The following is a 15,962-nucleotide window of genomic DNA, read 5'->3' as shown; positions in this document are numbered from 1 at the left end:
AATGAATCAATTAAAAGGGATTATAAAGGGAATACAATCACATCAAGGCTTATCCATTGTGAAAGTGCAGGGCCCAAATAATTGCCTGTTTACTTCATTAGTTATGGATGATGTTGAAAGTGCCGATTGGTTAAGAGAGGGAAAACCGGTAGCGTTGCATTTTAAAGAAATTGAAGTTATGATTTCAAAAGACCCCGATGTAAGAGTGAGCACACAAAATCGCCTTCCATGCAAAATACAATCCATGAACAACGGCATAATATTATGCCAGCTTGAGTTGTTGTTTGGTGAAACAGTCATAACTTCAATTATCACGGCAAATGCATGCAAACAACTGAACTTACAGGAAAACGATCATGTAACAGCGCTCATAAAAACAAATGAAATAAGTGTATCTCCTGATGATTGACTTATCGCCATTATGGCTCAGTTGTAAGTTGGCTCTTATTGTAACCATCCTTTTGTTCGTTATTTCTATACCGCTAGCCTACTGGCTCGCTTACAGCAAATTCAAATTAAAGACTGTTGCAGAAGTGATCGTAACGCTGCCGTTGGTTCTGCCGCCATCTGTGTTGGGTTTTTATTTATTAGTTGCCTTCAGTCCTGCAAATACTTTTGGAAGATTTATTGATACGTATTTTAATCTGCGCCTTGTATTTACATTCACGGGGTTAGTAGTTGCATCCATTATATACAGTTTGCCGTTTATGGTTAACCCTGTTGTGGCAGGCTTCAGGAATCTTCCAGCCTCATTAAAAGAAGCATCGCTTACTTTGGGGAAATCAAAATTTACCACGCTTATAAAAATCCTTCTTCCCAACATCCGGGCTTCCCTGCTAACCGGCATAGTAATGACCTTTGCACATACAATTGGAGAATTTGGGGTTGTGCTGATGGTTGGGGGGAGTATACCTAAACAAACGAGGGTGGTATCTATTGCTGTATACGATGAAGTAGAATCAATGAATTATCATAACGCAAACGTATATGCGCTGATTTTATTTTTATTTACTTTTTTAATTCTTTTGGGAGTTCACCTTATTAACAATAAAAAACGGGCGACTACCCTTTTGTAATGATCCAGTTCCGGGCATATAAGATATTGAACACCTCACAAGGTAAAATGCCTTTGGAAGTTTCATTCACTTTGGAGCATGGCCAATTATTTTCATTATTCGGAAAATCAGGCGCCGGTAAAACAACTATTCTTCGCATACTCGCCGGTCTCACTAACGCAGACGAAAGCTTTATTGAAGTTGACAATGAAATTTGGGATGACAACGAAAAGAAGATACACCTTCACGCACAAAAGCGTTCCATTGGTTTTGTTTTCCAGGATTATGCATTGTTCCCTAATTTGACTGTAAAAGAAAATATTCAATTCGCTTTGCAAAAAAAGAGGGAACGCAACATTGTACCGGAATTATTGGAATTGATGGAACTGGAACAACTGCAACACAACAAGCCCGCCAGTTTATCGGGCGGCCAGCAGCAACGGGTGGCCCTGGCAAGAGCCATTGCAAGGCAGCCAAAAATTCTTTTGCTGGATGAACCACTCTCCGCCCTTGATGATGAAATGCGTTTCAAATTGCAGGATTATATTTTCAAGGCTCATCAGTATTATAAGCTCACAACAATATTAGTAAGTCACCATCTGCCGGAAATATTCCGGTTGTCCGATACCGTTATAATACTTGACGAAGGGAAAATCATAAAGCAGGGCAAACCACTTGATGTTTTTACAGAACAAAAGATGAGCAGTAAATTTAATGTTACCGGCGAGATAATTGACATCCGGAAAAACGACATTGTTTACATTGTCAGCGTCCTTTCCATGAACAACATTATAAAAATGATTGCTACGGCAGATGAGATCAATAATTTGAAGGTCGGGCAGAAAGTGCTGGTAACGTCAAAAGTTTTTAATCCTGTGATACAGGTAATTTGATACAGGGGCCTTTGGCCACCCAAAATTTTCCATAACCTACTGAGGCATTATTCCTCATGTTCAACTACCTCCTCTTCAGGGAAAGGCTGATCTTTCTGAATAAGTTGTATTATTTTTTTACGTTCACCAATTATTAAAAATGCTATTAAAATTTTTACTGCCGATACCATCAATTTAGCTATGGGCGGCTTTGTTGCCTGGAATTTTAATTGAGATTGTTCATAATACGCGTAGAGGTAATTGCAAAAACCGGGTATTTCCTCAATCAAAATATAGCCTGACAGAATTATTAATGCAATGGTTAAAATATTCACTGCGGAAACATTGAAAGTAAGGTACTCGTCACTTAACTGGGGTTCCAGTTTTAAAAAAGCCACCATAGATTCTGTTTTAAAAATTAATACATAGGCAATAGAACAGTATAACGCCATTATAAGGATTGTAACTAACAAAGTTCCGGCTTCAAATCTTCCATCATGATCAGCCATAGTAAGCAGGGGTGCTATTAAATAAGGCAGCCACGCTAAAATGTCTTTAATAATAAAAAATCCAAACACTTTAATTATGATGCTAAAAAGATCTTTGAGTTTCATGTATTTATTGTATAGACGTTAATATGGTAACACTAAATCTATAACAAAAAATCAATTTACGCCAGGCCGTTACTGCTGGCAGATTTCAGGGAACACCTTTTTTTCGTTCCCGGCAGCTAACTTTGCATTTCAAAATATAACTTAAAACAGTTTTACATTTTCATTCCTGCCATTGGATTTTTACCATGCTCAAAAATGAATTCACTATTGAGTAAGTATGCGCCGCTTGTTACAACCACATCGCCATCCTTAAGCCCGGATGTTATTTCAACTGCATCATTTTCTTCCACGCCTGTTGTCACCATCCGTATTTCATAAACACCCGGCTTTGTCTGCACCCAAACTGTAGACCCCTTACTGTCTGTTAATACGGCATCTGATGGCAGTGTAAGAGAGTTGTGTTGCTTTTTATTGATGATAAGATAGGCTGCCATTCCCGGATGCAGCAGGTTATCCTTATTCTGTATAGTGGCCCTGATCAGGTTTATTCTTGTATCAGGATTCATTTCCGGATTTACAAAATCTATATTTCCATTAATATCCATGTTGTTTAAATCCGGAATTTGAATGGTGACTTTATCATTCATATTTACGGAAGACATTTGAGTTGTATAAACCTGTGCCTCGGCCCAAAGTGTTGCAAGATTAGCAAGCTGCACTATGGAGCCGCCTTCCATTACATAATCACCTTCATTAACGTCGAACGAAGTAATGTATCCTGCCTCAGTACTGTAAAACGATGTAAGCGTGGATGCTTTTTTGCTCCCGGCAATTTGCTTAATTTGTGCATCGCCCATGCCCCATAACAATAATTTATTTTTAGCACTTTCCACCACAGCTGCATAATTAATAAGCGTATTGCCAATAGTACTCTCCTGTTCCAAAGCGTTTATGTATTCCTGTTTGGCATTATTCAGCTGTTCACTGTAGAGATCAAATAATTTATCTCCTTTGTGAACAAAATCACCTACATTTTTGAAGTAAATTTTATCAACCCGGCCTTCCACCCTGGCATTTACTGAAGACAATTCGTTTTGGTTAAAATTCAGGGTCCCTGTAAGAAGGAGTTTGGCACCGACGTTTCCTTTGCCTATCGTATCTGCCTGTATGTTTCCAAGCCTTATTTGTTCTCCACTTAAGTGAATTTCTGTTGGCATTGCCGGCTTACTGGCCAGGGAAACAGCAATCAATTTCATCCCACAGATAGGGCAATTTCCCGGATGATCCTCATGCACCTGCGGATGCATACTGCAAGTATAGTAAACATTTCTATTTACGGGCGCTAACTTCTCTTTGGGTTTTTCTTTGCACGAAGAAAAAATAAGCAATAAGCAGTATGTAATTTTCAGTAATACTCCACTTTGTCCTTGTATAATTAAAGTAGTATTTTTTAACGTGTGTTTCATTTTGTCTTTTATTTGCAGGTGACTGATCTTTCTTTTAGTTATTTGTTATTCATTTGCTTTAATAAAACTTTCACTATCCACCAGGTACTGGGCATTTGTAGCTATGGTATCAGCTGTATTGAGCCCTGAAAGTATTTCCACCTTCTCACTGGTACGGATACCTGTTGTTATTTTATGCGCCTTAAATCCATCTTCTGATTTAATGAAGGCAACTTCGTTTATGCCAAGCGTTAGCACGGCCGTCCGTGGCACCCACAGACCATTCTTACGTCCGGTATAAATGCTGGCCGCAACCTGGCTGCCTACGGTAAGCATATCCATATTATGGAAATATACCCTTGCCGTGATTGTTTTATTGTCGTTCCTGAAGAAGGGTTCAATAAAATCAATAGTTCCATTTATAATCGCATCGGTTTCTGTTTCGGGAACAGCCCTTACGCTGTCGCCTTTCTTAATAAATGAGAGGTCATTCGGAAAAATTTGTAAAGCAACCCATGCTTTATGATGATTCATTATCATAAATAATGTTTGTCCTTTCTCCACATACATACCTTCTCTTAACGACAGTTCCTGGGTGACAGATGCGCTAATGTTGACTCCTGTTTCATTCATATTATGCGTCATACCGGCATCATGAACATGCCCCGTGTACTTACTATACACACCAACACTGTATAAGGGTCTGCCTGATGTGATAACTTTATTTAATTCTGTTGAACTCATACCAAGCAACAGCAATTTTTGTTTGGCTGCCCTGATGAAAGAAATATTCTGCGCATCATTCTTTAACAGGAATAATAAATTTTCCTGAGCAGTTAATAATTCCGGGGAATATATGTCCATCACTTTTTGTCCAGCTTCTATTTTTTGATAACGATACCGCAGATACAGTTTTTCAATCCGGCCTGATACATTTGATGAAATAGTGCCGGCAGCGCGGGTGTCGGATTCAATTGTTCCATATGCTTTCACGGGAATATCAATATCACCTTCACGAGGTGTTGTAACCGGGAGGGAAGCCACCACATACTCATTGGTCGGTTTGAGTAATGATTCAAGGTTAACATTATTGATAGCAGCGGGCTTTGCATTTACCTTAATTAGCGTCATACCGCAAATAGGGCATTTACCGGGATGATTTTCTTTTACCTGCGGGTGCATAGAACATGTGTAAACTTCCGCCGATGAAGAGTTCGGCGAAACTGATTTATTCTTCGCATTATCACAGGCTTGCATAAACGAAGCAGTTGCTAATACAAAAGCTATATAAATACATAATTTATTTTTCATTTCTCATGATTTAATCTCTAATAATTTCTCCAGGTCAACCTGCATGCCTAACAGTTGTTGCAGCTGATCCAGGTACTCAAGTTCTGTGTTATTCAAAGTTTCCCAGGCATCATACAACTCAAAAAGTTCGGCTGTATTTTGCTGATAAGCCAACAGGTTGCTTTGATAATTTTTCTTAAGCGCAGCTATGATATTATTTTCAAATAACTGCACTTGTTTTTGCTTTGCTGTTATATCTTGTTGCAATTGATACGCCATGCCGGAGAATTCATTAGCCATAGACGCCTTCTCGATTTTTAAAGATTCCACCTTCCACCGGATACTTTCAATGTTGGCTTTATTGGTTCGCGTTGACCAGTTCATCGGAATTTTTACCGTTCCCATCAAATTGAACATGATGGGTGATCCGCCAAAGCCAAACATATTTCCGAATTGAACTCCAAATTGTGGTTTTAAGCTTGCCTGTTCTATATTTTGTTGCAGGTAAGCCAGCTGAATATTTTGATCGATCGCTTTTATATCGCTTCGGTTATTATAAAACACGGTACTGTCGAATACCATTGTTGAATAATCTTTAATAGTATAATTTGTATCCACGGAAAAGGGAGTAAGTTTGTCCCGGTTCATTAATGTATTTAGCGCAATTCGTTTTTGAACTATCTCATTCTGCAAGCCTACACGCATATATTCGATGTTACCCAATGATGCTTTTGCTTTATAATAAGCGCTTATTTTTCCTAACCCATTCTTGTATCTTGTTTCTGCATTGGTGATCATAAACTGCAACAGCTTTTCGCTTTCAGCAAGCACAGATAATTTTTTTTCAATAATGATCCATTCGTAATAGTCTTTTTTTGCAGCGGCAATGAGTTCATTTAATGTTGCCTGTTTGTTTTCTTTTTCCACAGAAGACATGGCTGTCATAAAGGCCTCATTGGCTTCATTGTATTTTTTATTAGGGAACATTTGCTCAGCACTTATCATGTAGCTCCCCATTCCATTTTGGGCTGGCATAGTGCCGGTAGCTTTGGAGCCACTCCAAAGCCTTGTGTTATAAGGTGTCATCCAGAATCCAGTGGAAACCTGCGGTGCATCCCAGTTCCTGGCACCCTTTGCGGCAGCATCCAGCGAATTTATTTTCGCATCAAATACTTTTAAAGACGGAAAAGATTGCTGTATTGAATCCACCACATCCTTAAGTTCAAGCGTTTGCGAAGATGTTTTAACATGTACTAATAAAATGGACGCTAGAGATATAATGAGTTGTTTCATAATTTTCCTTTTTAAGGTTTTACTTCAGTTACTTCTATCTTGCCAAATCTTTTCAATTCATATTCTTTATTCATTAAAAAAATAAGTGGCGTTACCAGTAATACATAAATAGCTGAGGTGACTACTCCCCCGACCATCGGTAATACAATCGGCTTCATAACATCGCTGCCCACACCAGAACTCCATAAAATGGGAACCAGTGCAAAAAGTGAAACACTAACGGTCATGATCTTGGGGCGTAACCTTTTAGCAGCCCCCCTAATTGTATATTCACTCAGATCATCTTTTGTAATAGTTTCCCTGGAATTTCCCTTTTTGGCAACAAGCTGTTGCATGGCATCATTGAGATAAATGATCATCACAATGTTGGTTTCCACAGCAAGCCCGAACAATGCTATAAAGCCAACGGCAACTGCTACTGATAAATTCACACCCCAGAAATATATGATGAAAGCGCCCCCGATTAGAGCAAAAGGCAGCGAGATCAAACTGAGGAGCGCCTCCCGGGCTGAATCAAACGCAAAATACATGGCGATGAAAATAATAGCCAGCACAAAAGGCATGATGAACTTCAACGTCTTTTCACCGCGAATAAGATTTTCATATTCACCGCTCCAGTCAATAAAAAAACCTTTTGGCATTTGACCTATGGTAGCGTTTAACTTTTGCTGTGCTTCCTGGACAGTGCTGCCCAGGTCTCTTCCTCTTACGTTGAATAATACCGTTCCTCTAAGCAAGGCATTTTCAGAATTGATCATCGGGGGACCCTCGGTAATTTTTATATCGGCAAGTGCACCCAGGGGTACAGGGCCAAAACCTGATGTTTGAACCTGCAAATTCTTAAGTGCCTGTATGTTGTTGCGGTAATCCTGGCCGAATCTTGCATTCACTGAAAACCGTTGTCTTCCCTCTACTGTAGTAGTGATGCGGGCTCCGCCCAATGCAGTTTCAATAACCGCGTTTACATCATCTATACTCAGGTTGTAACGGGCAATTTCTTCGCGGTTTATATTTACATCAATGTATTTACCACCGGTTATTGGTTCTACATATAAATCTTTAACACCAGCAATTCCTTCCAAATCTTTTTTTATAACCTGGGAAAATTCATAAATGCTGTCGAGATTTTGCCCATATACTTTTACGCCCACATCAGTCCTTATTCCTGTTGACAGCATGTTGATCCTGTTAATTATCGGTTGTGTCCAACCGTTAGTAACACCCGGTATTTGCAGTTTACTGTTTAGTTCATTAATGATGCTGTCTTTGGTTACTCCTTTTCTCCATTCACTTCTTGGCTTCAGCATTACAATTGTTTCAATCATGCTGATAGGAGAATTGTCAGTTGCTGTGTTGGCCCTTCCTGCTTTACCCAAGACAGACTTTACTTCCGGCTCAGCTGCGAGAATCTTATCCTGTACCTGTAAAATCCTTTTCACTTCACTATTAGAAACATCGGGCAATGTAACAGGCATAAACAATATGGATCCTTCATCAAGCGGCGGCATAAACTCAGAACCGAGGCTCATTATCATTGGCACACTTGCTGCAAGAGCAACCAGCATAATGCCTATGGTGGTCTTGCGCCATTTAATACATGTCCTGATAACAGGTTCGTATATTTTTTCCAGAAAACGGTTAACAGGGTTAGCGCTTTCTGACCTGAACCTACCCCGCATAAAGAACGAAATCAAAACCGGCGCAAGCGTAACTACCAATATGGCGTCCACAACTAATATGAATGTTTTGGTAAATGCAAGTGGATGAAACAATTTACCTTCCTGGCCTGTAAGTAAAAACACAGGAAGAAATGAAGTGATGATGATAACAGTTGAAAAGAATACGCCACGCGAAACCTGCTTGCAAGCCATTTCAATTATACGCATTCTTTCCGCCCGGGGAATTTTTTTATATGGTTTTCTTAATTTCATTTTAAATTTTATTATGCCGGTTTATGAATCGGCGTTTTGCCATTCTGATAAATGACGGTAAGCATTTTCACTCATGATGATTCCGTTATCAACAATAACACCAATGGCCAACGCTATTCCCGTTAATGACATGATATTAGATGACATGCCAAATGCGTTGAGCAGGATAAAACTAACGGATACGGTTATGGGTATTTGAATGATGATACTGAGGGCGCTGCGCCAATGCATCAGGAAAATGATGACGATGATGCAGACAATACTTATTTCTTCGATGAGTTTGTCTTTTATGTTAGCTATAGCGGCTTCGATCAGTTGGCTCCGGTCATAATCAACCTTAAAGGAAACACCCGCCGGCAGGCCTTTTTGTACATCGGCCATTTTTTTCTTCACAGCCTGTATCACTTTGTCCGCATTTTCTCCATACCGCATAATTACTATTCCACCAACCACTTCGCCTTCGCCGTTAGCATCAAAAATGCCCAAACGTAAGTCGCCCCCCATTTGCACGGTTCCAATATCTTTTACCCTCACCGGAATGCCGTTGTTATTACTCAATGAAATATTTTCGATATCATTTTTGTTTTTGATATAGCCCAATCCACGAATGATGTAACCCATGCCGCTCATATCGAGCTTTCTTCCACCGACGTCATTATTGTTAGCTCTCACTTTTTTAATGACATCCATCAGGGAAAGACCGTAGAACTGGAGCTTTATAGGATTTACTACCAACTGGTATTGTTTTTCAAAACCACCGAAAGAAGCCACCTCGGCCACTCCCGGAACGGTCTGCAAGGCAAATTTTACATACCAATCCTGCAAGGCTCGTTGTTCTCCAAGGTCCATGTTTGGTGCGTCCAGGTGATACCAGAAAATATGCCCTACACCTGTTCCATCCGGACCAATGGTGGGAGTTACTCCTTGTGGTAACAGGCGTTGTGCATAATTTAATTTTTCGAGTACCCTTGTCCGTGCCCAGTATATATCAACATCATCATCAAAAACGATATATACAAAACTCATCCCGAACATTGAAGTGCCGCGTATATCTTTCACCTTTGGCACACCTTGCAGGTTGCTTACGAGCGGGTATGTTACCTGGTCTTCCATAATCTGGGGACTTTGCCCGGTCCATTCAGTAAATACGATTACTTCATTTTCACTTAAATCCGGTATCGCATCCACAGGATTCCGCTGAATGCTATATATGCCCCAGGCAAGTAACGCCAGGGCAACAGTAAGCACTATAAACCTGTGCCGTAATGAGAGCTCAATTAATTTGTTTACCATGTTTTATTCTTTAGGCTTTACATAAGTTCCTTCTTTCAACATCTTTTCCTGCTCAGGTGTTATTTTCTGCTTAACCAGCGTCATACCACACTTGGAGCATTCACCAGGGTGATCGCTCATTACTTCATTGTGCATAGTACAGGTGTAGATTTCATTATTTGTTAATGGAACCAGCGCTTGAGTGCCCGATTGCTTTTTTGCAGTGTTATTTGTTGGCGAAGTACTACATGCAATAAAACCGGTAGTGAATGCTGTTGTCAGCATTAGTACCCATACAATACTTTTCATAACTAAAATTTTAAAAATGGAAACGGTATAAATAAACAGGCAGTTATAATAACGCTATTGGCCCGGCCGGATGCCAGGCAACTATAAACAAGAGATCATCAAATGCGATAGACGCAGTTAGAAATATAAACTGCAACCCCGGGATGCAACGGTGGGGCATGGCTTCTGTTGCCATCAATACCTGGGACAGCCCCTACGAATTTAACAGTATGAATTAAAGTGAAGGTGAGTGTGGGCTGAAAATCATTAGTGCAATTTACTAATATGGTTGAAGCCAGGTGGCTATTCTTAACCTTATGGTATTGGAATTTTGTTTGGCAGCATTTGTCTTTACTTTCGTCTTTGTTACATGCTTTACCGCCGTCTACCCGTAAGGAAAGCGTTACCGATTTTAATTTACCGCAACAATAAAATTCTTTTACACTAAATCCTAGGGAGGAAATAGCATAAATACAAATTATAAATATAGCGGCTGCCTTTTTCATCGTGTACTCAAAAGTAATAAAGGTTTTTGTACCCTGTTTGTAAGATAATATATATTATTTGCAAAATTTTATGTTTTACGTCCCTTAAAAATACAAAAGAGGAATTCTAATAATCTTCCTGAATGCCTGTTGTGTGCTCACCAAAAATGGACAGTGCCTAAAACGTTAACAGCCTGTTTTTATTTCTTACGGCATTATATTTTCCTCTGCAAAATAATAATCCACAGCTTCCTGCACAGCCTGTAGTGAACTGTACCTGGGGCTATAATTCAATAATTTCTTTGCCTTTTCAATGCTTGCATTAGGGCTATGCGCAATATGATCCCAGGTGAGGTCCGCATTCGTTTGACTAGTTGTTGCTTTCCATTCTTCCCAAGGCAGGAAAGTGAGTTTGGCTTCGTTCCCGTACCACTTCGCCATTGCAGTGGCAAAACCTCTTAACGTAAGCGCCTGTTCAGAAACAATATGAAAGGCCTCTCCTATGGCACTTTGCCGGTTATCAATGGCTTTACAAATAGCCTGCGCGACGTCATCTGCATGCACATGATGTATGGTTTCCAATCCAAGATTGGGTAAAATCACTTCCTCGCCTTTGGCAAGTTTTATGAACACTTCGGAATCAAGATTGCCTGCAGGATTAATGGGCAGCCACCCCGGCCCGGTAATATGCCCGGGATGCAGTATAGTAACGGGAAAACCCTTCCGTCTAAAAACTGAAAGAAGGTAGGTTTCAATTTTCGCCTTGTTGATACCATATTCGCCAAACGGTTTTCGCTCCTGGCTCTCACGGGTAGGCACCTGTTCACTTTGGCCATGCACCCAAATGGTGCCGCAGTGTACAAAATGCTCAACCTCACCTGTCAGAGCCTCCGTTAGCATAGCAGCACTTTTGGGTGTAAAACAAATGAGATCAATTACTATTTCACCGTGAAGTTCTTTAATTTTTGAAGCAAAAATTCCCTTATCTTCAGATTCAGACCTATCAATAATAACGTAGGTGACTAACTTCCACAGCGGATGAACAGTGTATGGTTCGCGCCTTTTTCTGCTAACACAAATTACCTCGTGTCCCGCCATTATTAATCGCGGAATTAAATAAGTGCCAATGTGCCCTGTACCTCCTATAACTACTACTTTCATTTTTCTTGCAATTTTGTTTCATTAATACCTTCAAAAATCTCGCATAAATATAAGGTACCTGCTTCATATTGTTTAGCCGTTTTCCAATTGTTTGATGCCAGCATACGACGTTTCTTTTGCAAAAAACATACACACTTTTGATAAATACAGATTTGTCTCTTTTAGCAGGCAAACTAACGTTTTTGATGTTATAGGATTATGTATCGAATATAGAACAAACATCTTTCTACTTCAGCCTCTCAAAGTTTGAAAGCCACGCTGTATGGAGCGCACTAATAGTACCAGCACTACCTTCAAAAATATCAATCACCGGATGGTGGATTTAAGTTGACCGGGTTATCTTCTTTTACCTTTTTAAATTCCAGCCGGCCAAACTTCCAGGTAAAGTTGATTCCGAAAGACCGGAAAGGAATACGCTGAAGACTACTAACGGTAAAATTTGATTTTACAGCGTATTTACAAAAAGTTTATAAGATGATATTGGCCAACAAATGTTGTGCGCCATTCCTCAGACTCCTCACAGCTTCCTGGCTTTTTATAGACCCAACAATCTTAAAAAACCCGCTTTATAACTGCTTCCAATTGGAATAATGACTTTATTAATAAGAATGGAATTACCCTCTATACTTTCAACTTTAGATTTATTAATAATAAACGAACGATGAACCCTCACAAAGAGGTTAGATGTCAATAACTTTTCGAAGCTGCTAAATGAAATTGCAGGAAGAATAGATTTATTCACTGTAACCACTTTTGTATAATTACCCTTTGCCTCGGCATATAGCAACTCTCCGTAACTTATTTTGTAAATTTTGCCTTCAGCTTTAATAAAAAAATGATCGGGAGAAGTTTCATCCTGCGGCACATTATTAGTCGTATTTAATTTATCAGCTACCTTATCTATTGCTACTATAAATCGTTCCAAAGAAAAAGGTTTCAGTAAATAATCGCAGGCGGTCAGGTCAAAAGCATTAACAGCGTATTCTTTGTAAGCAGTAGTAAAAATAATTTGCGGCGGTTGTTTCAACGTTTTTAGAAAGCTTAATCCATCCAAAACCGGCATGTGAATATCAAGGAAGATGATATCAATTTTATTATCGTTCAATACATTTCTTGCTTCAAAAGCATTGCCGCAAGCAGCAACAACATTTAGAAACGAAAGATGGCTACAGTAGTGCACAATAATATCGCAGGCAATAGGCTCGTCATCTACAATAAGGCAATTCAATTGCTTCATTTGGTTTTTATTTTAAGGCAAATTTTATAAAATCCCTCTTCATTGAAAGTTTGTAAAGAATATTTGTCTCCATATAATAAATCAAGCCTTTTTTGAGTAACAGAAAGGCCAATGCCTGAATGGTCGATATTACTAAGGGTCTTTGCTTCGTCCGACCTATTGTTTTTTATAGCTAACACTATTAAACCGTTAACAAGTTGAAAATGGATATTGATAAGAACATTTTTATGGGATGTATCTTTTGAATGCTTAAATGCATTTTCAATAAAAGTCATGAGCAACATGGGTGGAATCACAGTATTTTCAATGTTTTGTTTTGAAATATTAACATCAAGCAACAACCTTTCGCCAATACGCATCTTTTCTAATTCAATATAGTTTTCAATACAGCTTAGCTCATCCTGCAACGGCACAAAAGTTTTATTGGTATCATATAAATTGTACCGGAGAAGGCCAGACAATTTTAACAGCATTGGCGACACCTTATCGCCCTGCTTTAAAGAAAGTCCATACAAATTATTTAATACATTAAATAAAAAATGCGGGCTTAACTGGGATTTTAATAACTGCAATTCACTTTCCTTTTGTTCCTGTATTATTTGTGAATCGTGTAATTGCCTGAGTATGGTGGTTCTTGTAATTGAAAAAAATGCGCCCAGTGAAAAGAATAACGCAACAACAAATAGAACAGTTACTATAATGGAAGTGATGCTATTGTTTGTGAGAAGCCGCGAGCCAAATATGCCAGTTGCACAAAGGAGAATAATGGCGACACCTGACCATGCTACAAATTTTTGGAACTGGCTTGACATAAGCCATTTTCGGCAGCACCATCTTCCTGCGTACAGGCACAGCAAAAGAAATATTCCGTAAAGAAAAACCCTGGACAGCTTTTCCACAGGCAAAGCATTTATTGCGGATGGCAGGCAAAACATAACAAGAAAGAAAATGATGAATACAACATGAATGCTCATCCTGCTTTCAAACAGTTTTCTTAGTATCCCCTGCAAATGTTTCATACGTAAATGTAACTAACCGCTTTTTCAGTAGCCTTATAAAATTGATGAATACGTTAATATGAATGTCGAAATGCTTAAATGGGATGACCAATGTTTCGACAGAGATATTATCCGATCTGTCAGTTCTTACAGACAATACATCAAAAAAGTTTTGTGCAACTAGAAACACGGAGAACATTTGTGCATGATTTTAAACTAAGCCAACAAAATAATTATGCAGTACAACAATCAATTTGTTATTGAAACCAACAACCTGGCATTCGGGTTTAGCAATAAAAAGATCAACATAAAAAATATCAACATAAAAGTAGAACGGGGATCGATCTACGGTTTTTTAGGACCTAACGGTGCCGGTAAAACGACGACAATACGTTTGTTGCTTGGTTTATTGAGAGACCGGAATAATTCGGTCGCTCTTTTTGGCAAAAATCTTTTACAAAACAGAATAGAAAGCCTATCAAAAATCGGCGCACTGATAGAACAACCCTCTTTATACGAGCACTTATCAGGGTATGATAACCTAGAAATTACAAGACAATTAAGAAAGATTCCGAAAGAAAAAATTGATGGCGTATTGCAAATCGTCAGGCTTTCAAAAGCGGCACATAAAAAGGTTAGAGCATATTCTTTAGGCATGAAACAAAGGTTAGGGATTGCACTTGCATTGCTGGCTGAACCCGAATTACTCATACTTGATGAGCCGGTAAACAGCCTGGATCCAGGCGGAATGATGGAAATGCGTGAGCTGCTTAAAGCCATCAATAGAAAATATAACACCACCATCTTCCTGTCAAGCCATTTAATTGCTGAAGTAGAGAGAATTGTTACTCATGTTGGAATTATAAATATGGGCGAAATGCTTTTCCAGGGAACGATAGAAGATTTATACAATCTTCAAAAGAAGGATTTGAAAGTTCATATACAGGTTGATAATGCCAGCGCTGCCATTGAACTTCTTAAAAAATCTTATTGTGTAACTGATAATGGGGGCAGCCTGGATATAACTATTAAATCTAAGGACGAGGTCAGTGAAATCATGCAGATATTAATGGTTAATGATGTAAAAATATACGAAGCTGTCATTGAAAGTAAAAATCTTGAACAACTCTTTTTAGACATGACACACAACTACACGGTTAGCTGAATTTCGCAATAAAAATTCCTGCAATAATTTATCATATACAATCTTATAAAATGAAAGAACTTCTTGTTGTTTACCGTACAGAACTAATCAAAACAAAAAACTCTTTTGCCTTCTGGTTGGTGATCCTTGGTGCTTTATTTATTCCTGCATTTTTTGTTAGCAATATTGGCTGGCATTGGACTGACTACGTGCATCACCTTGTTGAAGACAATCCCAATCCATGGAATGAATATTCGAGAAAACTATTCAATGGTGTTCATTTTACATTCCTGCCTTTATTGATCGTTTTGATAGTAGCCCTTGTTTTTAATATTGAACACAAATCAAATACCTGGAAACATGTTTTTGTATTGCCTGTTTCTAAAACAAAAATCTTTATCGGCAAATACATGGTGCTCGTAACTCTTGTACTGTTACTCTATTGCCTGCTGTTTATGTTTTATTTACTTGGTGGCTATATGTTAGGAATATGGAAACCGGAATTTGGTTTTTTGAATCACTTTCCGTCTTACATGTATGGAAATGTTCACACAAGCATTGTTGCTTACATCAGCAAGTCATTCATTACAATACTGGCAATACTTGCCATTCACTTTTGGCTGAGTTTTCGTTTAAAGAATCTATTCTCAACTATTGGGATTGGTTTAGGCGGAGTTGTTTTGACGATAGGTATGTACATTTCCCACTGGCACAGCCTCATGTATGTTCCTTATGGCTTACCTGTATTGATGTGCAACTATGCTCCGGACATACAACATTTTCTAACGTCGTTTCAGGCAAATAGTTTGATTTACTTTACTATCATTTCTATTGTAAGTTATTTTGATTTTGTAAAATTCTTCAGAGGGTAAAGAATGGTTTACCTTGATGTCTGCAATAAGGTGATATAAGTGGCATGATGATATCTGATTCGTAA

Annotated in this window: 14 protein-coding genes and 1 pseudogene; 5 read left to right on the top strand and 10 right to left on the bottom strand. The window is 38.8% G+C overall.

All coding sequences use genetic code 11. From position 1 onward, the window contains the following. The first annotated feature begins 1 nt into the window (after position 1). The 3 genes from ACO1O5_RS07265 to ACO1O5_RS07255 are packed head-to-tail and all read left to right on the top strand — an operon-like array spanning position 2 to position 1,948. Positions 2-409, top strand: a complete 408-nt coding sequence (locus tag ACO1O5_RS07265; RefSeq protein WP_486269174.1) for a TOBE domain-containing protein — start codon at positions 2-4, stop codon at positions 407-409. Then, on the top strand, positions 402-1,076 hold the full coding sequence (gene modB, locus ACO1O5_RS07260; RefSeq protein WP_486269173.1) for a molybdate ABC transporter permease subunit: 675 nt from the start codon (positions 402-404) through the stop codon (positions 1,074-1,076). The genes ACO1O5_RS07265 and modB overlap by 8 nt, the downstream gene beginning before the upstream one ends. Then, positions 1,076-1,948, top strand: a complete 873-nt coding sequence (locus ACO1O5_RS07255) for an ATP-binding cassette domain-containing protein (protein WP_486269172.1) — start codon at positions 1,076-1,078, stop codon at positions 1,946-1,948. Before modB ends, ACO1O5_RS07255 begins: the two co-directional genes overlap by 1 nt. A 47-nt stretch (positions 1,949-1,995) precedes the next feature. Here ACO1O5_RS07255 and ACO1O5_RS07250 read toward each other — a convergent pair whose 3' ends face one another. The 10 genes and pseudogenes from ACO1O5_RS07250 to ACO1O5_RS07205 all read right to left on the bottom strand — a co-directional run bounded on the left by ACO1O5_RS07250 (position 1,996) and on the right by ACO1O5_RS07205 (position 13,902). Continuing rightward, positions 1,996-2,541, bottom strand: coding sequence for a hypothetical protein (locus ACO1O5_RS07250; RefSeq protein ID WP_486269171.1), 546 nt, complete (start codon positions 2,539-2,541; stop codon positions 1,996-1,998). Positions 2,542-2,693: 152 nt separating this feature from the next. Continuing rightward, positions 2,694-3,947 (bottom strand): efflux RND transporter periplasmic adaptor subunit, encoded by a 1,254-nt coding sequence (locus tag ACO1O5_RS07245; protein WP_486269170.1) that lies wholly within the window; start codon positions 3,945-3,947, stop codon positions 2,694-2,696. Positions 3,948-3,992: 45 nt separating this feature from the next. Next, positions 3,993-5,237, bottom strand: a complete 1,245-nt coding sequence (locus ACO1O5_RS07240) for a heavy metal-binding domain-containing protein (protein WP_486269169.1) — start codon at positions 5,235-5,237, stop codon at positions 3,993-3,995. 3 nt (positions 5,238-5,240) lie between these two features. Next, positions 5,241-6,509, bottom strand: coding sequence for a TolC family protein (locus ACO1O5_RS07235; RefSeq protein ID WP_486269168.1), 1,269 nt, complete (start codon positions 6,507-6,509; stop codon positions 5,241-5,243). A gap of 11 nt (positions 6,510-6,520) precedes the next feature. Beyond that, positions 6,521-9,733: pseudogene (locus ACO1O5_RS07230) on the bottom strand (efflux RND transporter permease subunit). 3 nt (positions 9,734-9,736) lie between these two features. Continuing rightward, positions 9,737-10,021 carry a heavy metal-binding domain-containing protein gene (locus ACO1O5_RS07225; protein WP_486269167.1) on the bottom strand — a complete coding sequence of 95 codons (285 nt, stop codon included), beginning with the start codon at positions 10,019-10,021 and terminating at the stop codon, positions 9,737-9,739. A 98-nt stretch (positions 10,022-10,119) separates the two neighbouring features. Continuing rightward, positions 10,120-10,506 carry an HYC_CC_PP family protein gene (locus ACO1O5_RS07220; RefSeq protein ID WP_486269166.1) on the bottom strand — a complete coding sequence of 129 codons (387 nt, stop codon included), beginning with the start codon at positions 10,504-10,506 and terminating at the stop codon, positions 10,120-10,122. A 186-nt stretch (positions 10,507-10,692) separates the two neighbouring features. Further along, positions 10,693-11,646 (bottom strand): NAD-dependent epimerase/dehydratase family protein, encoded by a 954-nt coding sequence (locus tag ACO1O5_RS07215; RefSeq protein WP_486269165.1) that lies wholly within the window; start codon positions 11,644-11,646, stop codon positions 10,693-10,695. 535 nt (positions 11,647-12,181) lie between these two features. After that, complete coding sequence (locus tag ACO1O5_RS07210; RefSeq protein ID WP_486269164.1) at positions 12,182-12,883, bottom strand: LytR/AlgR family response regulator transcription factor; 702 nt, start codon at positions 12,881-12,883, stop codon at positions 12,182-12,184. Continuing rightward, entirely contained in the window at positions 12,880-13,902 is a 1,023-nt protein-coding gene (locus tag ACO1O5_RS07205) for a sensor histidine kinase (protein WP_486269163.1), read from the bottom strand. Before ACO1O5_RS07205 ends, ACO1O5_RS07210 begins: the two co-directional genes overlap by 4 nt. Before the next feature lie 214 nt (positions 13,903-14,116). Here ACO1O5_RS07205 and ACO1O5_RS07200 point away from each other — a divergent pair, with 214 nt between their 5' ends. Both ACO1O5_RS07200 and ACO1O5_RS07195 read left to right on the top strand, forming a co-directional pair. Continuing rightward, complete coding sequence (locus tag ACO1O5_RS07200; protein ID WP_486269162.1) at positions 14,117-15,046, top strand: ABC transporter ATP-binding protein; 930 nt, start codon at positions 14,117-14,119, stop codon at positions 15,044-15,046. A 50-nt stretch (positions 15,047-15,096) separates the two neighbouring features. Continuing rightward, entirely contained in the window at positions 15,097-15,897 is an 801-nt protein-coding gene (locus ACO1O5_RS07195; RefSeq protein ID WP_486269161.1) for an ABC transporter permease, read from the top strand. The last annotated feature ends 65 nt before the right edge of the window (positions 15,898-15,962 follow it).

The sequence above is a fragment of the Ginsengibacter sp. genome (assembly GCF_057362405.1).
Note: the sequence above shows the minus strand (reverse complement) of the source record. Positions and strands in the feature narration are given on the sequence as shown.